We start from the raw sequence: 21,609 nt of genomic DNA, 5'->3' as shown, positions 1-21,609 counted from the left end.
GAGCGATCTTGTCGGGGTGGCCGCGGACCCGCCGATCCGGGCGAGGTAACCGCCCGACCGGTCTCCACGGCCGTGGTGACCAGCCATGGCCGATTTCTTATTACGAAACCTTGTTGAGCAAGTCACACCTCCATGAAGGCCTTGATCTGTGCTCGTCAATCGGTCAGGGTTTCGAGCCAGCCCCCGGAGATCTTCCGGCCGAGGGCCAATCCCCCCACAAAGAATGACGAGGAGAACCCTCTTCATGGCCAAGCACCAGCGCACCCGTCGCATCAAGCTCACCGCCGCGATCACCGCCGTGGCGGCCGCCGCCGGAGTCACCCTTCTCGGAACCTCGTTCGCGGGAGCCTCGCCGGCCCCCATGGGCACGGTCTACGGCACGGACGCCGCGACCGCGGTGTCCGGCAGCTACATCGTCCTGCTGGACGAGAAGAAGGCCGACAAGTCCGCGCTCGCCAAGGAGTACGGCGGCAAGCTCAAGCGCGACTACTCCTCCAGCATCAACGGCTTCTCCGCCAGCGGCCTTTCGGAGACCGAGGCCAAGCGCCTCGCCGCCGACCCGGCCGTCGCCAAGGTGGTGCAGAACAAGAAGTTCAGCATCGACGCCACCCAGGAGAACCCGCCGTCGTGGGGTCTGGACCGGATCGACCAGACCGAGACCGCGGGCGACAACGCCTACACCTACCCGGACGCCGGCGGCGAGGGCGTCACCGCGTACGTCATCGACACCGGTGTCCGCGTCACCCACGAGGACTTCGAGGGCCGCGCCACCTCCGGCTTCGACGCCGTCGACAACGACGACGACGCCGACGACGGCAACGGGCACGGCACCCACGTGGCGGGCACCATAGCCGGGGCCGCGCACGGCGTCGCCAAGAAGGCGAACATCGTGGCCGTCCGCGTCCTGGACGACAACGGCTCGGGCACCACCGAGCAGGTCATCGCCGGCATCGACTGGGTCGCCGCCAACGCCAAGGGCCCGTCCGTCGCCAACATGAGCCTCGGCGGCGGGGCCGACCCGGCCCTCGACGAGGCGGTCCAGAAGGCCATCGCCGCGGGCATCACCTTCGGCGTGGCCGCCGGCAACGAGTCCAGCGACGCCGGCCAGGGCTCGCCCGCCCGGGTCCCCGAGGCGATCACCGTCGCCTCGTCCACGGAGGACGACGAGCAGTCCTCGTTCTCCAACTACGGCTCGATCGTGGACATCTACGCCCCGGGCTCGGACATCACGTCCACCTGGAACGACAGCGACACCGGCACCAACACCATCTCCGGTACGTCCATGGCCACCCCGCACGTCGTCGGCGCGGCCGCCGTCTACCTGGCGGGCCACCAGGACGCCACCCCGGAGGACGTCGCCACGGCGCTCACCGAGGGAGCCACCCCGGACGCCATCAGCAACGCCACCGAGGGCACGGCGAACCTGCTCCTCAAGGTCGTCGAGTAACCACCCCGGTTCCGGCCGGGCGCCGGGCGGCGGTGGTCCCACACCCCGCCGCCCGGCCACCACCCGCACAGCAGCCGCCGCGCTCTCCCCCACGGGGCGCGGCGGCTGCGGCGTGTCCGGGGAACGGTTCTAGGGGGTGTCTTGCCGATCATGCCGGGCTCGCGTGCCCTGGCACCGCACCTCGCCGCGTTGTCGTCACTCGCCATGGCTCCGCCATGACTCCCTCCTCCGCCTTGCGATGCACGGCACCAGACCCCGCTCCCTGATCCGGCCTGATCGACAAGACACCCCCTAGGCTGGGTGGCCATGACGACGTACGCCGCGCTGCTGCGCGGGATCAACGTGGGCGGTACCAAGAGGGTTCCGATGCCCGAACTGCGCGAGGTGCTCGCCGAACTGGGCCACACCGGCATCGCCACCCATCTCCAGAGCGGCAACGCCGTCTTCCGCAGCGACAGCGAGGACGAGCAGGCCCTCGCCGCAGCCCTGGAGCAGGCCCTGCACGAGCGGTTCGGGTTCACCGTCGACTGCCTCGTCCGCGATGCCGCGTATCTCGCGGCCGTCGCCGACGCCTGCCCCTTCCCCGCCGCCGAGCTGGAGGGCAAGCAGCTCCACGTCACCTACGTCGACCGGCCCCTGGACGCGAGCCGCTTCGCGGACCTGGACGCGGAGGCCTTCCTGCCGGAGGAGTTCCGGCTCGGCGACCGCTGTGTGTATCTGTACGCCCCCGACGGCCTCGGCCGCTCCAAGCTGGCCGTCGAGCTGAGCCGCCCCCGCCATGTCAAAGGCCTCGTCGCCACCAGCCGTAACTGGAACACCGTGGTGAAACTCGTGGAGCTGACCCGCGACTGAACCGTCGCCCGCCGCCCCGGGGGTCCACACCGCGGGGCGAGCAAGTTAGCCTTGCCTTCGTTTGGCTGGAGGTAGGTGGCCGGAAATCCCCCCTCCGCGGTTTGTGGACATGCTGAGGAGCAGAAGAGTGGGGGCTGACAGCGCCGGGCGCGGCGTCATACGCCGGGCTGTCGCGGGACAGCGTCGGGACGTCGCCGTGGGATCCGTCCTGGGCGCCTGCCATCAGATCGGCGAGGCGCTCGTCCCCGTCCTCATCGGGCTGATCGTCGACCGTGCCGTGGTACGCCCCGACGGGGGAGCGCTGGCGATCTGGCTGGTGGTCCTCGCCGTCGTCTACACCCTGCTCTCCTTCGGCTTCCGCTTCGGTGCCCGCGCCGGTGAACGCGCCGCCGAACAGGCCGCCCACCAGCTGCGCCTCGACGTCGTACGCCGGGTCCTCGCCCCGCACGGCGGCGCGGAGGCCGGCCGGCCGCCCGGCGCGCTGGTGAACGTGGCCACCGAGGACGCCCGCCGGGTCGGAGCCGTCAACATGGCCCTGACCCTCGGCATCGCCGCCGTCGTCGGAGTCGTCGCGGGCGCGGTGCTCCTGCTCCGCGCCTCCCTGCCCCTCGGGCTCCTCGTCCTGGTCGGCGCCCCGGTCCTGATGGCGCTCGGCCACTTCCTGGCCCGCCCCCTGGAACACCGCAGCGAGGCCGAACAGGAACAGGCCGCGCATGCCTCCGGGGTGGCCGCCGACTTGGTCGCCGGGGTCCGCGTCCTCAAGGGGCTGCGGGCCGAGCGCGCCGCCGTCGACCGCTACCGCGCCACCAGCCAGGCCTCCCGCGAGGCCAATGTGCGCGCCGCCCGCGCCGCCGCCCTCCAGACCGGCCTGATGCTCACGCTGACCGGCTCGTTCATCGCGCTCGTCGCCCTCGTCGGCGGCCGCCTGGTCCTCAGCGGCTCCATCGGCCTCGGCGCCCTCGTCTCCGCCGTCGGCCTCGCGCTCTTCCTGCCGGGCCCGATCAGCGTGCTGGCCTGGGTCGGCGCCGAACTGGCCAAGGGCCGCGCCTCCGCCGCCCGCATCGCCGACGTACTGGCCGCCCCGGGCGAGACCACTGGCGGCACCGCCGAACCAACCGCCGACGCCTGCGGCGAACTGCGCCTGAACGGCCTCGGCCACGCCGGACTCGACGCCCTCGACCTGACCGTCCGCCCCGGCGAACACCTCGGCGTCGTCGTCACCGACCCGGCCGACGCCGCCACCCTGCTGCACTGCCTGGCCCGCCGCTGCGACCCGGAGCGGGGAAGCGTCGAACTCGACGGCGTCCCCCTCACCGAACTGGCCCCCGCCGCCCTGCGCTCCGCGCTGCTCGTCGCCGAGCACGACGCCCAGCTCTTCGACGGCACCCTCCTGGAGAACGTCACCGCCGCCGCCCCCGCCGGGGCCGACCCGCGCGCCGCGATGGACGCCGCCGCCGTCGACGAGGTGGCCTCCGCGCTGCCCGGCGGCACCGGCGGCCGCATCGGCGAGCGCGGCAGCTCGCTCTCCGGCGGCCAGCGCCAGCGCGTCGCCCTGGCCCGCGCCCTCGCCGCCGACCGCGGCGTCCTCGTCGTCCACGACCCGACCACCGCGGTCGACGCCGCGACCGAGGCCCGGATCGCCGCCGGTATCCGGGCCGCCCGCACCGGCCGCACCACCGTCCTGGTCACCAGCAGCCCCGCTCTGCTCGCCGCCACCGACCGCGTCGTCCTCGTCGACGGCGGCACGATCACCGCCGAGGCCCCGCACGAGGACCTCGTACGCGACCATCCCGTCTACCGCACGGCGGTGCTCACATGACCAGCCCCTCGCCCTCCTCGCCCACGGCCGACGACAGCGCCGAACTGCTCCCCGTCGCCACCCCCGCCCGCACCCGGGCCGCCCTGCGCACCCTGATCCGCCCCGACCGGGGCCTCGCCCTGACCGGCATCGGCGTCCTGGTCGCGGCCACCGCCGTCGGCCTCCTCGTCCAGCCGCTGCTGGGCCGGATCGTCGACATCGTCGCCGACGGCCGCCCCGCCGGGGACCTGACCCTCCCGGTCGTCCTCCTCGTCGCGGTCGCCGTCGTCCAGGGCCTCACCACGACGCTCGGGCTGACCCGGATCGCCCGGCTCGGCGAGACCGTACTGGCCCGGCTGCGCGAGCGGTTCGTCGAACGCGCCCTGAACCTCCCCGCCGACCGGCTGGAACGCGCCGGGGCCGGAGACCTCACCGCCCGCGTCACCGGCGATGTCGCCCGGGTCGCCGAGGCCGTCCGCTCCGCGCTGCCCGAGATGGCCCGCTCCGTCCTCGCGATCCTCCTCACCCTCGGCGCGCTGGCCCTGCTCGACGTACGGTTCCTGCTCGCCGCGCTCCTCGCCGTCCCCGTCCAACTGCTCACCGCCCGCTGGTACGTACGCCGCGCCCTCACCCTGTACGCCGACCAGCGGGTCGCCAACGGGGCCCAGCAGCAACAGCTCCTGGAGACCATCGGCGGGGCCGTGACCGTACGCGGACACCGGCTGGAGGAGCAGCACACCGAGCGCAGCGCCGGACGCTCGCGCAAGGCCGTCGACCTCACCATGCGCAGCGTCAACCTGGTCCTCGGCTTCTACGGGCGGCTGCACATCGCCGAGTACATCGGCCTGGCCGCCGTCCTCATCGCCGGATTCTGGCTGGTCCGCGACGGCGCGGTGTCGATCGGTACGGCCACCGCCGCCGCTCTCTACTTCCACAGCCTCTTCGGACCCGTCAACGCCGCCCTGGTGCTGCTCGACGACGCCCAGTCGGCGGCGGCCGGACTGGCCCGGCTGGTCGGCGTGACCGACCTGGCGGAGCAGCCGGAGCGGCCGTCGCAGCCGGCCGCCGGGAAGGCCGCGCCCGCCGGAAAGACCGCGCCCGCCTCCGTACCGCGTCAGCGCATCGCTTCTTCGCAAGCCGCCGTCACCGTCCACGCCGTCAGCCACGCCTACGGGCCCGGCCGCCCCGTGCTGCACGACGTCTCCCTCACCCTGGAGCCCGGCGAACACGTCGCGCTCGTCGGGACCAGCGGGGCCGGGAAGTCGACCCTCGCCCGGATCGTCGCGGGCGTCCAGCAGCCCACCGCGGGCACGGTCACCGCACCGGCGGGCGCGGGGGAGCACCCGGTCGTCCTGGTCACCCAGGAGGTCCATGTGTTCACCGGCACCCTCGCCGACGACCTCCGGCTCGCCCGCCCCGACGCCACCGACGCCGACCTGCGTGACGCCCTGTCCGCCGTGCACGCCCTGGACTGGGCCGAGGCGCTGCCCGACGGGCTCGCCACCGTCGTGGGGGAAGGCGGCCACCGCCTCGACCCGGCCCGCGCCCAGCAACTGGCCCTCGCCCGGCTCGTCCTGGCCGACCCCGCCCTCGCCGTCCTCGACGAGGCCACCGCCGAGGCGGGCAGCGCGGGCGCCCGGGTCCTGGAACGCTCCGCCGAGGCCGCCCTCGCCGGCCGCACCGCCCTGGTCGTCGCCCACCGCCTCACCCAGGCCGTCGCCGCCGACCGGGTCGTCGTACTGGAGGCCGGCCGCGTCGTCGAGAGCGGCCCGCACGACGAACTGCGCGACGCGGACGGCCCGTACGCCGCCCTCTGGCGCGCCTGGTCCGGCAGCCGGGCCACCACCGCACCGCACCCCTGACCCCACGCACCCCCACGGCACCTCCGCCCCCGTCCCCGGCGTACGCCACCCTCCCGAAGGAAACCGTCATGTTCCGCATGATCCAGCGCACCCGGCTGACCGCCGTGGCCGCGTCCGCCCTGCTGCTGTTCGGAGCCGCGGCCTGCGGACCCGACGAGAGCGACGACGCCGCCGCGCCGCCCGCCGACAGCGCGCCGAAGGGCGCCTACCCGGTCACCCTCGACCACAAGTACGGCGAGACCACCCTGAAGTCCGAGCCGCAGCGCATCGTCACCGTCGGCCTCTCCGACCAGGACGCCGTGCTCGCCCTCGGCAAGGTCCCGGTCGGCACCACCGAGTGGCTCGGCGAGTTCAAGGGCGCGATCGGCCCCTGGGCCGAGAAGGCGCTCGGCGACAAGGCGCGGCCCACCGTCCTGCACGACGACGGCACCGGCCCGCAGGTCGAGAAGATCGCCTCCCTGCGCCCCGACCTGATCCTCGCGCTCTACTCGGGCCTCACCAAGGACCAGTACCGCACCCTCTCCAAGATCGCCCCGGTCGTCGCCCAGCCCAAGGACGGCCCGGACTGGTCCATCTCCTGGCAGGACCAGACCGAGCAGGTCGGCAAGGCCCTCGGCAGGAGCGACGAGGCGAAGGCCCTGGTCGCGAAGACCGAGAAGCACATCACCGACGCCGCCGCCGCGCACCCCGAGTTCAAGGGCAGGAGCGCCGTCGTGGCCACCCCGTACGAGGGCATGTATGTCTACGGCCCCCAGGACAACCGCTCCCGGCTCCTCAACGGCCTCGGCTTCCAGCTCCCCGCCGGCCTGAGCACGGTCGTCGGCGACGCGTTCGGCGCGAACATCAGCAAGGAGCGCACCGACCTCCTCGACACCGACGCCGTCGTCTGGATCGTCACCGACCCGGCGAAGGACACCAAGAAGCTCCACGCCGACCCGCTGTACGGCAAGCTCGACGTCGTCAAGGAGGGCCGCGAGGTCATGGTGAAGGAGAGCAGCCACTTCGGCAGCGCCGTCTCCTTCGTGAGCCCGCTGAGCCTCCCGTACACCGTCGACCGCCTGGTCCCGATGCTGGCCGCCGCCGTCGACGGCAAGACGGACACGAAGGTCGTCCACCCCGCGTCCTGACGCCCCCTCCTCCCTTCCGGGCCGCCCCGCACCGACGGGGCGGCCCGCCCACCCCTCCCGTGAGGAACCGGACCGTGGAGCCAGCCCCGTGACCCGCCCCGCCCGATGGCGCCCCGCTCTGCTCGTGGCCGGGCTCGCCGCGCTGCTGGCCGTGCTCTGTCTGCTCTCGATCGGCCTCGGGGCGCTCAGCATCCCGCCCGGCGAGGTGATCAGGGCCCTGACGGGGCAGCCGACCGGCCCCCGCGTCGAGGACGTCATCTGGTCCGTGCGCATCCCGCGTACGGCGCTGGGCCTGGCCGCCGGAGCGGCGCTCGGCCTCTCCGGCTGTGTGATGCAGGCGCTGACCCGTAACCCGCTGGCCGACCCCGGCATCCTCGGCGTCACCGCCGGGGCCGCGTTCGCCATCGTCATCGCCGCCGGGGTCGCCGGGATCGGCTCGCTGCTCGGCTACATCTGGTTCGCGTTCGCCGGGGCGATGGCGGCCGGCGTCGTCGTCTATCTGCTGGGCCGGATGGGGCGTTCGGGGTCGACCCCGGTGAAGCTGGCCCTCGCCGGAGTCGCCGTCACCGCCGTCCTGTCCTCGCTGACCAGCGCCGTCGTCCTCACCGACCCGGCCGCGCTGGACCGCTTCCGGTTCTGGTCGGCCGGCTCGCTCGCCGACCAGGACGCCTCCACCGTGCTGCGGATCCTGCCCTTCCTCGGGCTCGGCGCCCTCCTCGCGCTGGCGAGCGCCCCCGCCCTCAACAGCCTCGCCCTCGGCGACGACGTGGCCGCGTCCCTCGGCCGCAAGCTCGGCCTCGTCCGCCTCCAGGGCGTCGTCGCCGTCACGCTCCTCACCGGGGCGGCCGTCGCGGTGATCGGGCCCGTCGTCTTCATCGGCCTGGTCGTCCCGCACGTCGCCCGGGTCCTCGCCCAGTACGCCGGACTCGGCCCCGACCACCGCTGGCTGCTGCCGCTGTCGGCCGCGCTCGCCGCGGGGCTGCTGCTCGGCGCGGACATCCTCGGCCGGGTGATCGCCCGGCCCGTCGAAGTGCAGGCCGGGATCATCGTCGCCTTCATCGGCGGACCGTTCTTCATCGCCCTGGTCCGCCGACGTCGCCTCGCGGAGATCTGACCATGACGACCGACTCCGTGACCACCAGCACCGTCACCGGGAAGACCAAGGCCGCCGCCCGCCCCTTCCGGCTCGCCTTCCCGCCGCTCTCGGGCACCCTGCGCCCCCGTCAGCTCGCCGTCAGCGCCGGGCTCGCCGTCGCCGTGTTCGCGGCGCTGTGCTGGCACGTCTCCATCGGCGAGTACGGGATCCCGCTCGCCGACGTCGCCCGGGCGCTGACCGGCTCCGGGGATGCGGGCACCCTCCTCGTCGTCCAGGAACTGCGGCTGCCCCGCGCCATGACGGGCCTGCTGGCGGGCATCGCGTTCGGCATGTCCGGCGCGCTCCTCCAGACGATGACCCGCAACCCCCTGGCCAGCCCCGACATGATCGGCCTCACCCAGGGCGCCGGAACGGCCGTCGTCGCGGGCATCGTGCTCGGCTGGGACTTCGGCCTCGGCACCCAGGCGCTCGGCCTCTTCGGCGCCCTCGCCAGCGCCCTGATCGTCTACGGGCTCGCCTGGCGGCGCGGCACCACCGGCTACCGCATCATCCTCGTCGGCATCGGCGTCTCCTGGATCTGCCTCAGCGCCACCGACTATCTGCTCGCCCGGGGCGGCCGCTTCCAGGCCCAGGCCGCCCTCGGCTGGCTCGTCGGCAACCTCAACGGCCGCGACTGGCAACAGGCCGAGCCCCTCGCGTACGCCCTCGTCGTCCTGGTCCCCGCCGCCCTGCTCATCGGCCGCCTCATGCGGACGCTGCAACTCGGCGACGACGTGGCCAAGGGGCTCGGCACCCGCGTCCAGACCGTCCGGCTCACCGTCCTGCTCACCGGCGTCGGTCTGGTCGCCTTCGCCACGGCGGCGGCCGGCCCCGTGGCCTTCGTGGCGCTCGCCGCCCCGCAGATCGCCCAGCGGCTGTGCCGCACCGCCTGGCCGCCGCCGCTCGCCGCCGGACTCACCGGCGCCCTCGTCGTCCTCGCGTCCGACGTCGTCGCTCGCGAACTGATCCCCGGCACCGAACTGCCCGTCGGGATCGTCACCGGAGTGCTCGGCGCCCCGGTGCTGCTCTGGCTGCTCATCCGCGTCAACCGCGCGGGCTCAGGAGGCTGACCGATGTCCACCGCCGAACCCGATCTGCGGGCCGAGGGCCTGCACCTGGGCTACGACGACCGAGCCGTCGTCAGCGGCCTGGACCTGGCCGTGCCGCCGGGCCGGATCACCGCCATCGTCGGTGCCAACGCCTGCGGCAAGTCGACCCTGCTGCGCGCCCTGGCCCGGCTGCTCGCCCCGCGCGAGGGCGCGGTCAGCCTGGACGGACGGGCCCTGCACTCCATCCCCACCCGGGAGCTGGCCCAGCAGCTCGGCATCCTCCCGCAGTCGCCGGTCGCTCCCGAGGGCCTCACCGTCATCGACCTGGTCAACCGGGGCCGTTCCCCGCACCAGACGTGGTGGCGGCAGTGGACCAAGGCGGACGAGCAGGCGGTGCACGACGCGCTCACCGCGACCGGCACGACCGACCTCGCCGACCGCGCCGTCGACGAACTCTCCGGCGGCCAGCGCCAGCGCGCCTGGATCGCCATGGCCGTCGCCCAGGGCACCCCGGTCCTCCTCCTCGACGAGCCGACGACGTATCTCGACCTCGCCCACCAGATCGACGTCCTGGACCTCGTCGTCGACCTCAACCGGCGCGAGGGACGCACGATCGTCATGGTCCTGCACGACCTCAACCAGGCCTGCCGGTACGCCGACCACGTCATCGCGATGAAGAAGGGCGACATCGTCGCCGAGGGCGCGCCCGCCGACGTGATCACCGCCGAGACGGTCGAGGACGTCTTCGGCCTGCGCTGCCAGGTGACCACGGACCCGGTCAGCCGCACCCCGCTGGTCATCCCGGTCGGCCGCCACCACACCCCGGAGCTGGAGGAGCCCGCCAAGACCCTCGGCTGACGGGCCGCCGCACCTACCCGCCGTACGGCGGCCCGCCCGATGCCGGACTCAGATGCCCGCCGACGCCATCTCGATGATCGAGCGGTAGTTGGCGGCGGTCGTGACCACGCAGGCGCGGTAGGTGCGGTTGTCCTTCACCACGAGGAAGTAGTCGCGCAGGTTCTTCCAGTACTGGACGAGATAGCCGAGGCCCGGGACGAAGCCCGGCGGCCGGGGCACCAGCGCGAACGCCTCGGAGCACCGCAGGATCTGGTCGGTGGCCTGCGAGAGTACGTCGGCGACCTCGGCGTTCATGTTCCAGCCGGCGGCCAGCTGGGGCGTCCAGATGGCGCCCGCGATCTCGCGCAGGTGCTCCTGCTCCTCGGGCGTCGGATCGGCCTGGAGCCGGAACGCCTCGGCGGCCGACGGTGCGCCGGTGTGCGCGCCGCCGGAGGCCAGGGCCGGTGCGGCGGCCCCGGCGGTGAGCATCGCCCCGGACAGCGCCAGCGCTAACGCCGCGATCGTCGTGGACCCGCGTCTTCTCATGATGGTTCCCCTCCCGGTCGCCCGCCCTGTCGGCGGGACCGCGCGGTCGCTCCGCGCGAACCGACGCTGACATGCGGCCCGTTGCCCGTCAACGGCGCCTGTTCGGCCGTTCCGCGCCCCGGACGACGTACGCAATGGCCCACCGCTCCGACCACGGATTGGCCCGGGAATCCACGCCACTCACTGCCTAGGCTGAGACGCATGAGCACACAGCACCCCACCACCGGGCCCGCCGCCCGCACCGCCGTCGACTTCTTCTTCGACCCCGCCTGCCCGTTCGCCTGGATCGCCTCCCGCTGGATGCTGGAGGTGGAGCGGCACCGGGACATCGAGCTGCGCTTCCGCCCCATGAGCCTCTACCTGCACAACGAGGGCAACGACCTGCCCGACTGGTACCGCGAGCTCGTCGACAAGTCGATCGGCCCGGTCCGGGTGGCCGTCGCCGCTGCCGCCGCCCACGGCGACGGAGTCCTGCGCGACCTCTACACCGCGTTCGGCACCCGCATCCACCGGCACAAGGAGGAGGACTTCGACGCGGTGATCGCCGCCTCCCTGGCCGAAGTCGGTCTGCCCGCCTCCCTGGCGGAAGCGGCCCACTCCACGGCGTACGACGACGAGGTCGCCCGCCACCACGACGCGGGCAAGGACCCGGAACAGGGCGCGTACGTGGGAACGCCGACGATCCACGTCGACGGCACGGTCTGGTTCGGCCCGGTCCTCAACGCGATCCCGCGCGGCGAGGAGGCGGCCGAACTCTTCGACAGCTTCCGGGTCCTCGCCAACCACCCCGGCTTCTTCGAACTCAAGCGGGCCCGCTCCGGCGGCCTGTCCTACGACTGACCCGCCGGGGCCGCCGGGGGGTCCGCGCCGGTCCGTCCTTAGGATCGTCGACATGGCGACGGGGGCGGGGTTGTGGGACGCGGGGCTGCTGGCCTGGTACGGGCCGGGGACCCCGCTGGTGCAGCGCGTGCGGAGCTACCGCCCGAATCGGCGGGGGCACATCAAGCTGGCGCGCTGGGCGCGGATCGGCTGCATCCGGGTGGCGGCCGTGACCTTCGTCGTCCTCGCCCTGGCGGTCACCCTGGACCCGCCCCCCGGCTCGGACGCCGGCGCGCGGGGCCTGATGGGGGCTTCGGCCCTCGTGACCGCCTCCGTCATCTGGCGGTTCTCCCTCGTCAGGGTGGTGCTGCGCCCCGGCGAGATCGTCCGCCACAGCGTGTGGCGTCACACCGTCGTGCCCTGCTCCGCCGTGAGGCGGTTCGTCCGCCCGGAGGGCCGCTCGCCGCTCGCCCTGGAGACCCATGCGGGGGAAGAGGTCCACTTCTGGTGGCTGGACGGGTCTCTGTGGGACCTGTTCTACAACTTCTCCGGCGTCTGCGCCGACGCCATGGAAGCCCACGTCCGCATGGCCCGATCGAAGTCGCCCCGAGCACGTCCGGCCCGGTCGGGCTCGCCCCGGTCCCGTAAGGCGGCCCCGCGCTACGCGCCGGTGGAGCGGCGGTTCACCTGGTCGGTGGGCGCGGACGCCATGGCCCTCGGGGCCGTCGTCTGCGCGGTCGCCGGGCTGATCGGACTGATCGGCTGAGAGCCGACCCGCTCTCCCCGGCCCTCACGCCGACAGCGACGCCCCCACCGGCACCCGCGCCTCGTCGAAGCGGTTCAGCAGCAGCCGCGCCAACTCCGGGGCCGGGCCCAGCACATCGGCCAGGACGTCCGCACCGGCCGCTTCCGCGCCCGCCGCGATGCGGTCGGGGAGCCGGCCGGGGGCGATGACGTACGGGGCCACCGCCACCCGGTCCACGCCCTCGGCGCGCAGGGCCCGTACCGCGTCCTCGGTACGGGGAAGGAGTGCGGAGGCGAACGCAGGCCGCACGGCGCACCAACCGGTGTGCCGCAGCTCCCGCGCGATTTCAGCGATCACTGCGATCGCCTCCGGGTCTGTGGATCCCGCCGAGGCCAGGACGAGCCCGGTCCGGGGAAGGTCGCCGGGACGGACCCCGGCCTCCCGCAGCCGCCGCCCCAGGGTGGCGTTGAGCAGCGGGGACGGGCCGAGGACGTCGGCCTGCCGGATGTGCAGCCTCGGCAGCCGGGCGCGCGCCTCGCGCAGGACCGAGGGGATGTCGGTCTTGGCGTGGAACGCCCGGGTGAGGAGGAGCGGGAGGGCGACGACCTCGTCCGCGCCCTGGGCCGCCAGGCGCTCCAGCACCCGGGGCACGGACGGGGCGTTGAACTCCAGGAACGCCGTCTCCACCCGCAGTCCAGGCCGCTCGGCGCGGACCCGCTCGGTGAGCGCGTGCACGGTCGCGGCGTGCCGCGGGTCGCGGCTGCCGTGGGCGATGACGAGGAGAGTGGGATGCGTCATAGGAGGGCTCAGTTCTTGACGAGGAGACCGCGGCTGCGCAGCACCCACCGCTCCAGCGGACTGAAGATGAGCAGGTCGATGGCGATGCCGACGAACAGGATGAGCAGGATCGAGAGGAAGATCCCGGGCATGTCGAAGTTGCTGCGGCCGTTCTCCAGCAACTGACCGAGACCCAGGCCCAGTTCGGGCGACGAGGCGATGATCTCGGCGGCCATCAGCGAGCGCCAGGAGAACGCCCAGCCCTGCTTGAGGCCCGCCAGATAGCCGGGCAGCGCAGCCGGGAGCACGATGTGCCAGGTCCCGCGCAGCCCGGTCGCGCCCAGCGTGCGGCCCGCCCGGAGGAACAGCGGCGGCACCTGGTCGACGCCGGAGACCAGGCCGTTGGCGATCGAGGGCACCGCGCCCAGCAGGATCACGGCGAACATCATCCGGTCGTTCAGCCCGAGCCAGATCACCGCCGGGGCCACCCACGCCACCGAGGGCAGTGACTGGAGCCCGGACAGGATCGGGCCGATCGCGGCCCGGACCAGCTTCACCCGGGCGACCAGCAGCCCCAGCGGCGTACCGATGGCGACCGCGAGCAGGAAGCCGAGCAGACCGCGCGAGACGCTGGTCCAGACGACCTCCAGCAGCGTGCCCGCCAGCCACATCTCGCGCGCGCTGTCCCACACCGCGGACGGCGGCGGCAGCTTGTACGTCTCCGTGACCTGGGCGCGGACCAGCAGCTCCCAGACCACCAGGACCAGCGCCACCGCCACGACCGGCGGCAGCACCTTGCGCAGCAGGATCTCGCGCACCGGGGTGCGGCGGATCTGCACGGCGTCCAGGGCGTCGAGCCCGGCCTCCAGACCCGCCAGGTCGTCGGGCTTCTTGTCGACCGGTCCGGCCGTCCCGTCCGGCCGTTTCCGGTCGGACGTGATGTCAGTGCTGGCCATGTCGGCGGATCTCCCCACGCAGTTCTTCGGTGATCTCGACGGACAGCTCCGCCACGGCGGTGTCCTCGATGCGGCGCGGCTGCTCGATGTCGACCGTCCACTCCCGGGCGATCCGGCCCGGCCGGGACGAGAGCAGCACGACGCGCTGCGCGAGCCGTACGGCCTCACGCACGTTGTGGGTGACGAAGAGGACCGAGGCGTTCGTCTCCGCCCAGATCCGGGTCAGCTCGTCGTGCAGCACATCGCGGGTGATGGCGTCCAGCGCCGCGAACGGCTCGTCCATCAGCAGCAGTTGGCTGTCCTGCGCGAGCGCGCGGGCCATCGCGACGCGCTGCCGCATACCGCCGGACAGCTCGTGCACCCGCTTGCCGTACGCTCCGCCGAGCCGGACCAGTTCGAGCAGCCGCTCCGCCTCGGTGCGGCGCTCCGACTTCGGCACCCCGCGCAGCCGCAGGGCCAGTTCGATGTTCTTGCCCGCCGTCAGCCACGGGAAGAGGGCGTGCTCCTGGAACATCAGGGCCGGCCGCCCGCCGGGGGTCTCGATGGACCCCTTCGACGGGCGGTCGAGTCCGGCCACCAGATTGAGCAGCGTCGACTTTCCGCAGCCGGACGCCCCCAGGAGGGTGACGAACTCACCCGGAGCGACATCGAGGGTGATGTCGTCCAGCACGAGCTGCTGCCCCGTGGGCCCGGCGAAGGACTTCGAGACATGCGCGAGACGGGCTGCGTGCTCGACCGTCGTACGGTCCTCGGCCTTGGTGAGAGTGGGGGTCGCCATGGTCGTCACCTCCTGGGATTCCTGACGTCCTGCTGCGGATGGGCGGGCTTACTTGACGCCGAGACCGGCGTCGGCGACCTCGGGCAGGCCCTCGGCCTTGAGGATCTTGTTCAGCGGGCCCAGGTCGTAGATGCCCTGGAGGTTCGGGTCCTTGAGCAGACCGGACTTGACCGAGTAACCGGCCTGCGTCTTCAGCGTCTGGGCCAGCGGGTCGTCGGTGATCTCGATGGACTCCCACGCCGGGTCGAGGATCTCCTGCGGCAGCGGCTTGCCGCTCAGCTTCTCCAGCGCCTTGTTGGCGGACGCCTTGGCCTTGTCCGGGTTGGCGTTGATCCACTTGTTGGTGGCGACCGAACCCTTCAGCACCGCCTCGACCACGTCCGGGTGCTCCTTGAGGAACTTCTGCGACACGATGATGTTCGTGATCACGAACTTCTTGTCCGGCCACAGGTCCGTCTCGTCCAGCAGCACCTTCGCGCCCTCGGAGACCAGCTTGGAGGCGGTCGGCTCGGGCACCCACGCGCCGTCCAGGTCACCGGACTTGTAGGCGTCCGGGGTCACCTTGTTGTCCGAGCGGACCACGGAGACATCGCCCTTGCCGCTCTGGGCGTCGACCTTCCAGCCCTTCTCGGAGATCCAGTTGAGGAAGGCCACGTCCTGGGTGTTGCCGAGCTGCGGGGTGGCGATCTTCTTGCCCTTGAGGTCGTCCAGGGTCTTGATCTTGTCCGGGTTGACGACCAGCTTCACCCCGCCGGAGGCCGAACCGGAGATGATCCGCAGCCCCTTGCCCTGGGACTTGGTGTAGGCGTTGATGGAGGGGGAGGGGCCGATGAAGCCGATGTCGATGGAGCCGGCGTTCAGTGCCTCGATCTCGGACGGGCCCGCGTTGAAGGTCGTCGACTCGACCTTGGTGCCGCCCAGTTCCTTCTGGATGGTGCCTTCCTGGATACCGACCAGGGCGGTGGCGTGCGTGAGGTTCGGGAAGTACCCGATCTTCACGGTGTCGGAGGAGAGCTTCTTCCCTCCGGCGGAGACGTTCGTCTTGGCGTCGTCGTCCTTCGATTCGGAGCCGTAGCCGCAGGCGGTGGCCGCCAGGGCGAGCAGCGGCAGGGCGGCGACGGCGGCGAGGCCGCGGCGAACGGTGGAACGGGGGGCAGGCACGGGAGGCTTTCCTCTCGTTGGCCCGGTCTCACGTCCCGCTGTCTGTTCAGGGGGGCGTGGCCGGGAGGTCGGCAGGTCTTCGGCGGTACGGGTGCGGGGGGTGCGGGGCGCGCGAGCGGTGCGCGTACGTCATCACGCACATCGCCCGACCCCGCCCTGGCCGCTGCCGAGGGCGCCGCTGCCCACCCGGCCGCCCTCCTTCGCGAAGGAGGAGAAGAAATCGGTCACGGTCAGAAGTCCCATTCGGCGTCGTCGTCGGCCGCCACGACGGCTTCGGCGGCCGCGGCGAACGCGGCGCCCGCCATCCCGGCGCTCAGCGTCGTACCGTCCGCCGGGTCGATCAGCAGGAACGAGCCGGTGCGCCGCGAGTCCTCGTACGCGTCGAGCGCGAGCGGCTCGGCGGTGCGCACGACGACCCGCCCGATGTCGTTGGCGACCAGCTGCCCGGGCGCCGGGTGCTGGGAGAGGTCGTCCAGGGTGAGCCGGGACGGGATGTCCTTGACGATCGCCTTGACCGTGCGGGTGGTGTGCTTGAGCAGCACCCGCTGGCCCACCGAGAGCGGCTGGTCGGCCACATGGCAGACGGTCGCCTCGACGTCCTGGGTGACCGGCGGGGCGTCGTCGGCGGGGGCGATCAGGTCGCCGCGCGAGATGTCGATGTCGTCGGCCAGCCGGAGCGTCACCGACTGCGGGGCCCAGGCGATGTCGACGCTCTCGCCGAGCGCGTCGATGCCGGTGATCGTCGTCGTACGCCCCGAGGGGAGTACGGAGACGGGCTCGCCGACCCGGAACACCCCGGCGGCGATCTGACCGGCGTACCCCCGGTAGTCGGGGTGCTCGGCGGACTGCGGGCGGATCACGTACTGCACGGGGAAACGCGCGTGGCAGGCGGTGAGGTCATGGCTGACCGGCACCGTCTCCAGGTGCTCCAGGACGGTCGGCCCGCCGTACCAGTCCATGTGCGCGGACGGTTCCACCACATTGTCCCCGGCCAGCGCCGAGATCGGGATCGCGGTGATCTCCGGGACGCCGAGGGACGCGGCGTACGCGGTGAACTCCTCGGCTATCGCGGCGAACACGGGCTCCGCGTAGTCGACCAGGTCCATCTTGTTGACGGCCAGCACCACGTGCGGGACGCGCAGCAGCGCGGCGACGGCGGCGTGCCGGCGGGTCTGCTCGACGACCCCGTTGCGGGCGTCGACCAGCACCACGGCCAGCTCGGCGGTGGACGCGCCGGTCACCATGTTCCGGGTGTACTGCACATGGCCCGGGGTGTCGGCGAGGATGAACCGCCGCCGGGTGGTGGCGAAGTAGCGGTAGGCGACATCGATGGTGATGCCCTGCTCGCGCTCGGCGCGCAGCCCGTCGGTCAGCAGCGCCAGGTCCGGCGCCTCCTGCCCCCGGTTCAGCGACGCCTGCTCGACGGCCTCCAGCTGGTCGGTGAGGACCGACTTGGAGTCGTGCAGCAGCCGGCCTACGAGGGTCGACTTGCCGTCGTCGACGGACCCGGCGGTGGCGAAGCGCAGCAGGGTGGTGGCGCTCAACTGCTCGGCTGTGGTCGTCATTTAGAAGTACCCCTCGCGCTTGCGGTCTTCCATCGCGGCCTCGGACATCTTGTCGTCGGCGCGGGTCGCGCCCCGCTCGGTGAGCCGGGAGGCGGCGATCTCGGTGATCACGGCGTCCAGCGTGGTGGCGTCGGAGTCGACGGCACCGGTGCAGGACATGTCGCCGACCGTGCGGTAGCGCACGAGCCGGGTCTCGGTGGCCTCGTGCTCCTTCGGCCCGCCCCAGTGACCCGCCGTCAGCCACATGCCGTTGCGGTTGAACACCTCGCGCTCATGGGCGAAGTAGATCTCCGGCAGCTCGATGCCCTCACGCTCGATGTACTGCCAGACGTCCAGCTCGGTCCAGTTGGAGATCGGGAAGACCCGGACATGCTCACCCGGCGCGTGCCGGCCGTTGTACAGCTGCCACAGCTCGGGCCGCTGACGGCGCGGGTCCCACTGGGAGAACTCGTCGCGCAGCGAGAACACCCGCTCCTTGGCACGCGCCTTCTCCTCGTCGCGCCGCCCGCCGCCGAACACCGCGTCGAACCGGTGCTGCTGGATCGCCTCGGTCAGCGGCACGGTCTGGAGCGGGTTGCGGGTGCCGTCGGGGCGCTCGCGGAGCTTCCCGGCGTCGATGTACTCCTGCACGGAGGCGACGTGCAGCCGCAGCCCGTGCTTCTTGACCGTACGGTCGCGGTAGTCGAGGACCTCGGGAAAGTTGTGCCCGGTGTCCACGTGCAGCAGCGTGAACGGCACCGGCGCGGGCGCGAACGCCTTCAGCGCCAGGTGCAGCATCACGATGGAGTCCTTGCCGCCGGAGAACAGGATCACCGGCCGCTCGAACTCACCCGCCACCTCACGGAAGATGTGGACCGCCTCGGACTCCAGGGAGTCCAGGTGGCTGAGCGCGTACGGGTTCGATGTCCCCTCGGACACGGTGGTGGTGACGGCACTCACGCCAGGCCCCTCTCGGTGAGCAGCGCGTGGAGCGCCGCCGCTGACTCCTGCACGGTCTGCTGGTGCGACTCGATCCGCAGGTCCGGCGATTCGGGGGCCTCGTAGGGGTCGTCGACCCCGGTGAGCCCGCTGATCTCGCCGGCCGCCTGCTTGGCGTAAAGGCCCTTCACATCGCGTACGGAGCACACCTCGACGGGCGTCGCGACGTGCACCTCCAGGTAGGTGGTGGACTCGGCGGCGTGCCGCTTGCGGACGGCCTCGCGGCTGTCGGCGAACGGGGCGATGACGGGGACCAGCACCTTCACGCCGTTGGCCGCGAGGAGTTCGGCGACGAAGCCGATCCGGGCCACGTTGGTGTGCCGGTCCTCGCGGGAGAAGCCGAGGCCCGCGGAGAGGAACTCGCGGATCTCGTCGCCGTCGAGCACCTCCACCTTGTGGCCCTCGGTCCGCAGCCGGCCCGCCAGCTCGTACGCGATGGTGGTCTTGCCCGCGCTCGGCAGACCGGTCAGCCAGATGGTGGCTCCCGTCTCCGTCACGCTCATCGAACTCTCCTGATCAGTCGTCATCAGCCGTGCAGCCCGCATTCGGTCTTGCCGCGTCCGGCCCAGCGGCCGGCCCGTGCGTCCTCGCCCTCCAGCACCCGGCGGGTGCAGGGCGCGCAGCCGACGGAGGCGTAACCGTCCATCAGCAGCGGGTTGGTGAGCACCCCGTGCTCCAGGACGTACGCGTCCACGTCGTCCTGGGTCCAGCGGGCGATGGGGGACACCTTCACCTTGCGGCGCTTGGCGTCCCAGCCCACGACCGGGGTGTTCGCCCGGGTCGGCGACTCGTCGCGGCGCAGCCCCGTCGCCCACGCGGCGTACGCGGTCAGGCCGTCCTCCAACGGCTTCACCTTGCGCAGCGCGCAGCACAGGTCGGGGTCCCGGTCGTGCAGCTTCTCGCCGTACTCCGCGTCCTGCTCGGCGACCGTCTGGCGCGGGGTGATCGTGATGACGTTGACGTCCATCACCGCGTCCACCGCGTCCCGTGTCCCGATCGTCTCCGGGAAGTGGTAGCCGGTGTCCAGGAAGACCACGTCCACGCCCGGCAGCACCCGCGACGCCAGGTGCGCGACCACGGCGTCCTCCATCGAGGAGGTGACGCAGAAGCGCGGCCCGAAGGTGTCGGTCGCCCACTTGAGGATCTCGGTCGCGGAGGCGTCCTCCAGCTCCCGTCCGGCCCGCTCGGCCAGCTCCCGGAGCTCCTCGTCGGTCAGCTCGCCGCTCAGCAGAGTGTCCGTCATATCGCGTCCCCTTCACCGTCGTTGCGCTGAACGCCCCGGGTCAGCAGACCCAGGAACTTCAGCTGGAACGCACGGTTGCAGGAAGCACATTCCCAGGCGCCGTGACCGGTCTCGTTGGGGCGCAGGTCCTCGTCGCCGCAGTACGGGCAGTAGAACGGGGCGGCTCGTTCGCTCATGACAGCGACTCCGCACTGGCGCGCGCCGCCCAGGTCGCGAAGCGCTCGCCGTCCTCGCGCTCCTCCTGGAACCGGCCGAGCACCCGCTCGACGTAGTCCGGCAGTTCGGCCGACGTGACCTTCAGGCCGCGGACCTTGCGGCCGAACCCGGCCTCCAGGCCCAGCGCTCCGCCCAGGTGCACCTGATAGCCCTCGACCTGCTCGCCGTTCTCGTCCAGCATCAGCTGGCCCTTGAGACCGATGTCGGCGACCTGGATCCGGGCGCAGGCGTTGGGGCAGCCGTTGATGTTGATGGTGATCGGGTGGTCGAACTCCGGGATGCGGCGCTCCAGTTCGTCGATGAGGGAGGCGCCGCGCGCCTTCGTCTCGACGATCGCCAGCTTGCAGAACTCGATGCCGGTGCAGGCCATCGTGCCGCGCCGGAACGGGGACGGCGTGACCTTGAGGTCCAGCGCCTCCAGACCGGCGACCAGGGAGTCCACCTGCTCCTCGGCCACATCCAGCACGATCATCTTCTGCTCGGCGGTGGTCCGCACCCGGCCGGAGCCGTGCGCGTCCGCCAGATCGGCGATCTTGCTGAGCGTGGAGCCGTCGACCCGGCCCACCCGCGCGGCGAAGCCGACGTAGAAACGGCCGTCCTTCTGCCGGTGCACCCCGAGGTGGTCGCGCCAGGTCTGGGCGGGCTGCTCGGGCGCGGGCCCGTCGACCAGCTTCCGCTGGAGGTACTCGTCCTCCAGGATCTGGCGGAACTTCTCCGCGCCCCAGTCCGCGACCAGGAACTTCAGCCGGGCGCGGGTGCGCAGCCGCCGGTAGCCGTAGTCACGGAAGATCCCGATGACCCCGCCGTACACGTCGGGCACCTCGTCCAGCGGCACCCAGGCGCCGAGCCGCACCCCGAGCTTGGGGTTGGTGGAGAGGCCGCCGCCGACCCAGAGGTCGAAGCCGGGGCCGTGCTCCGGGTGGTTCACGCCGACGAACGCGACGTCGTTGATCTCGTGCGCCACGTCCAGGTGCGGGGAGCCGGAGATCGCCGTCTTGAACTTGCGGGGCAGGTTGGAGAAGTCGGGGTTGCCGATGAACCGGCGCTGGATCTCGTCGATGGCGGGGGTGCCGTCGATGATCTCGTTCTCCGCGACGCCCGCGACGGGCGAACCGAGGATCACACGGGGCGTGTCACCGCAGGCCTCGGTGGTGGACAGGCCCACCCCTTCGAGCCGCCGCCAGATCTCCGGCACGTCCTCGATGCGGATCCAGTGGTACTGCACGTTCTGCCGGTCGGTGAGGTCGGCGGTGCCGCGCGCGAACTCCTGCGAGATCTCGCCGATCACCCGCAGCTGCTGCGTGGTCAGCCGGCCGCCGTCGATCCGGACCCGCAGCATGAAGTACTTGTCGTCCAGCTCCTCCGGCTCCAGCACGGCCGTCTTGCCGCCGTCGATGCCGGGCTTGCGCTGGGTGTACAGCCCCCACCAGCGCATCCGTCCGCGCAGGTCGTTCGGGTCGATGGAGTCGAAGCCGCGCTTGGAGTAGATCGTCTCAATACGTGTCCGTACGTTGAGACCGTCGTCGTCCTTCTTGAACTGCTCGTTCCCGTTCAGCGGGGTGTGGTGGCCCACGGCCCACTGACCCTCGCCACGGTGGCGTCCGGCCTTGCGGCGGGGCGTGGCGGTCGCAGGCTGTTCCGGGGTGGCGGCCATGACAATACGTCCTTCGGGACTGCGGGAGGGCGGCTCTGAGCGGCACACTCGCGCTGAGGCGCGG

At 72.4% G+C, this 21,609-nt stretch carries 21 protein-coding genes; 10 read left to right on the top strand and 11 right to left on the bottom strand.

The genetic code is table 11. The annotated features are described in order from the left end of the window. Window positions 1–244: 244 nt before the first annotated feature. From A3Q37_RS04295 to A3Q37_RS04260, 8 genes are all read left to right on the top strand, one after another. A complete protein-coding gene (locus A3Q37_RS04295; protein ID WP_065477660.1) occupies window positions 245–1,447 on the top strand; it encodes a S8 family peptidase in 1,203 nt (400 codons plus the stop codon). Window positions 1,448–1,753: 306 nt separating this feature from the next. Then, a complete protein-coding gene (locus A3Q37_RS04290; protein WP_065477658.1) occupies window positions 1,754–2,299 on the top strand; it encodes a DUF1697 domain-containing protein in 546 nt (181 codons plus the stop codon). A 127-nt stretch (window positions 2,300–2,426) separates the two neighbouring features. After that, window positions 2,427–4,118 (top strand): ABC transporter ATP-binding protein, encoded by a 1,692-nt coding sequence (locus tag A3Q37_RS04285; RefSeq protein WP_065477657.1) that lies wholly within the window; start codon window positions 2,427–2,429, stop codon window positions 4,116–4,118. Further along, on the top strand, window positions 4,115–5,959 hold the full coding sequence (locus A3Q37_RS04280) for an ABC transporter ATP-binding protein (protein ID WP_065477654.1): 1,845 nt from the start codon (window positions 4,115–4,117) through the stop codon (window positions 5,957–5,959). Before A3Q37_RS04285 ends, A3Q37_RS04280 begins: the two co-directional genes overlap by 4 nt. Window positions 5,960–6,027: 68 nt before the next feature. Next, window positions 6,028–7,086, top strand: a complete 1,059-nt coding sequence (locus A3Q37_RS04275) for an iron-siderophore ABC transporter substrate-binding protein (protein ID WP_065477652.1) — start codon at window positions 6,028–6,030, stop codon at window positions 7,084–7,086. A gap of 88 nt (window positions 7,087–7,174) precedes the next feature. Continuing rightward, window positions 7,175–8,200: an iron ABC transporter permease gene (locus A3Q37_RS04270; protein WP_065477650.1), complete on the top strand. Its 1,026-nt coding sequence runs from the start codon at window positions 7,175–7,177 to the stop codon at window positions 8,198–8,200. 2 nt (window positions 8,201–8,202) lie between these two features. Further along, window positions 8,203–9,291, top strand: a complete 1,089-nt coding sequence (locus A3Q37_RS04265) for an iron chelate uptake ABC transporter family permease subunit (RefSeq protein WP_065477648.1) — start codon at window positions 8,203–8,205, stop codon at window positions 9,289–9,291. Between the two features lie 3 nt (window positions 9,292–9,294). Then, the gene (locus tag A3Q37_RS04260; protein ID WP_065477646.1) at window positions 9,295–10,128 is read left to right on the top strand and encodes an ABC transporter ATP-binding protein; all 834 of its coding nucleotides are present in this window, start codon (window positions 9,295–9,297) and stop codon (window positions 10,126–10,128) included. A gap of 48 nt (window positions 10,129–10,176) precedes the next feature. Here A3Q37_RS04260 and A3Q37_RS04255 read toward each other — a convergent pair whose 3' ends face one another. Continuing rightward, window positions 10,177–10,653: a hypothetical protein gene (locus A3Q37_RS04255; protein WP_065477644.1), complete on the bottom strand. Its 477-nt coding sequence runs from the start codon at window positions 10,651–10,653 to the stop codon at window positions 10,177–10,179. Window positions 10,654–10,854: 201 nt separating this feature from the next. Here A3Q37_RS04255 and A3Q37_RS04250 point away from each other — a divergent pair, with 201 nt between their 5' ends. Continuing rightward, window positions 10,855–11,493: a DsbA family protein gene (locus tag A3Q37_RS04250; protein WP_065477642.1), complete on the top strand. Its 639-nt coding sequence runs from the start codon at window positions 10,855–10,857 to the stop codon at window positions 11,491–11,493. 52 nt (window positions 11,494–11,545) lie between these two features. Beyond that, window positions 11,546–12,238 (top strand): hypothetical protein, encoded by a 693-nt coding sequence (locus tag A3Q37_RS04245; protein WP_065477640.1) that lies wholly within the window; start codon window positions 11,546–11,548, stop codon window positions 12,236–12,238. 24 nt (window positions 12,239–12,262) lie between these two features. Here the strand turns inward: A3Q37_RS04245 and A3Q37_RS04240 are convergent, their stop codons facing one another. The 10 genes from A3Q37_RS04240 to A3Q37_RS04195 form a co-directional block, all read right to left on the bottom strand. Then, window positions 12,263–13,015: a sirohydrochlorin chelatase gene (locus tag A3Q37_RS04240; protein WP_065477638.1), complete on the bottom strand. Its 753-nt coding sequence runs from the start codon at window positions 13,013–13,015 to the stop codon at window positions 12,263–12,265. Between the two features lie 8 nt (window positions 13,016–13,023). Then, the gene (locus tag A3Q37_RS04235) at window positions 13,024–13,950 is read right to left on the bottom strand and encodes an ABC transporter permease (RefSeq protein WP_065477636.1); all 927 of its coding nucleotides are present in this window, start codon (window positions 13,948–13,950) and stop codon (window positions 13,024–13,026) included. Beyond that, window positions 13,937–14,728: an ABC transporter ATP-binding protein gene (locus A3Q37_RS04230; RefSeq protein ID WP_032771159.1), complete on the bottom strand. Its 792-nt coding sequence runs from the start codon at window positions 14,726–14,728 to the stop codon at window positions 13,937–13,939. Before A3Q37_RS04230 ends, A3Q37_RS04235 begins: the two co-directional genes overlap by 14 nt. Before the next feature lie 48 nt (window positions 14,729–14,776). Continuing rightward, window positions 14,777–15,889 carry an aliphatic sulfonate ABC transporter substrate-binding protein gene (locus tag A3Q37_RS04225; RefSeq protein ID WP_065477634.1) on the bottom strand — a complete coding sequence of 371 codons (1,113 nt, stop codon included), beginning with the start codon at window positions 15,887–15,889 and terminating at the stop codon, window positions 14,777–14,779. A 230-nt stretch (window positions 15,890–16,119) separates the two neighbouring features. Beyond that, window positions 16,120–17,454 (bottom strand): sulfate adenylyltransferase subunit 1, encoded by a 1,335-nt coding sequence (locus tag A3Q37_RS04220; protein WP_065477632.1) that lies wholly within the window; start codon window positions 17,452–17,454, stop codon window positions 16,120–16,122. After that, complete coding sequence (gene cysD, locus A3Q37_RS04215; protein ID WP_065477630.1) at window positions 17,455–18,393, bottom strand: sulfate adenylyltransferase subunit CysD; 939 nt, start codon at window positions 18,391–18,393, stop codon at window positions 17,455–17,457. It abuts the gene before it with no gap. Next, the gene (cysC, locus tag A3Q37_RS04210) at window positions 18,390–18,959 is read right to left on the bottom strand and encodes an adenylyl-sulfate kinase (RefSeq protein WP_076966733.1); all 570 of its coding nucleotides are present in this window, start codon (window positions 18,957–18,959) and stop codon (window positions 18,390–18,392) included. Before cysC ends, cysD begins: the two co-directional genes overlap by 4 nt. Then, window positions 18,959–19,675, bottom strand: a complete 717-nt coding sequence (locus tag A3Q37_RS04205) for a phosphoadenylyl-sulfate reductase (protein ID WP_065477628.1) — start codon at window positions 19,673–19,675, stop codon at window positions 18,959–18,961. Before A3Q37_RS04205 ends, cysC begins: the two co-directional genes overlap by 1 nt. After that, on the bottom strand, window positions 19,672–19,851 hold the full coding sequence (locus A3Q37_RS04200) for a hypothetical protein (protein WP_010059284.1): 180 nt from the start codon (window positions 19,849–19,851) through the stop codon (window positions 19,672–19,674). Before A3Q37_RS04200 ends, A3Q37_RS04205 begins: the two co-directional genes overlap by 4 nt. Further along, on the bottom strand, window positions 19,848–21,545 hold the full coding sequence (locus tag A3Q37_RS04195; protein WP_065477626.1) for a nitrite/sulfite reductase: 1,698 nt from the start codon (window positions 21,543–21,545) through the stop codon (window positions 19,848–19,850). Before A3Q37_RS04195 ends, A3Q37_RS04200 begins: the two co-directional genes overlap by 4 nt. Window positions 21,546–21,609: the final 64 nt, after the last annotated feature.

The sequence above is a fragment of the Streptomyces sp. PTY087I2 genome (assembly GCF_001687325.1).
Classification (GTDB): domain Bacteria; phylum Actinomycetota; class Actinomycetes; order Streptomycetales; family Streptomycetaceae; genus Streptomyces.
This window is presented reverse-complemented; position numbering and strand designations above follow the sequence as displayed.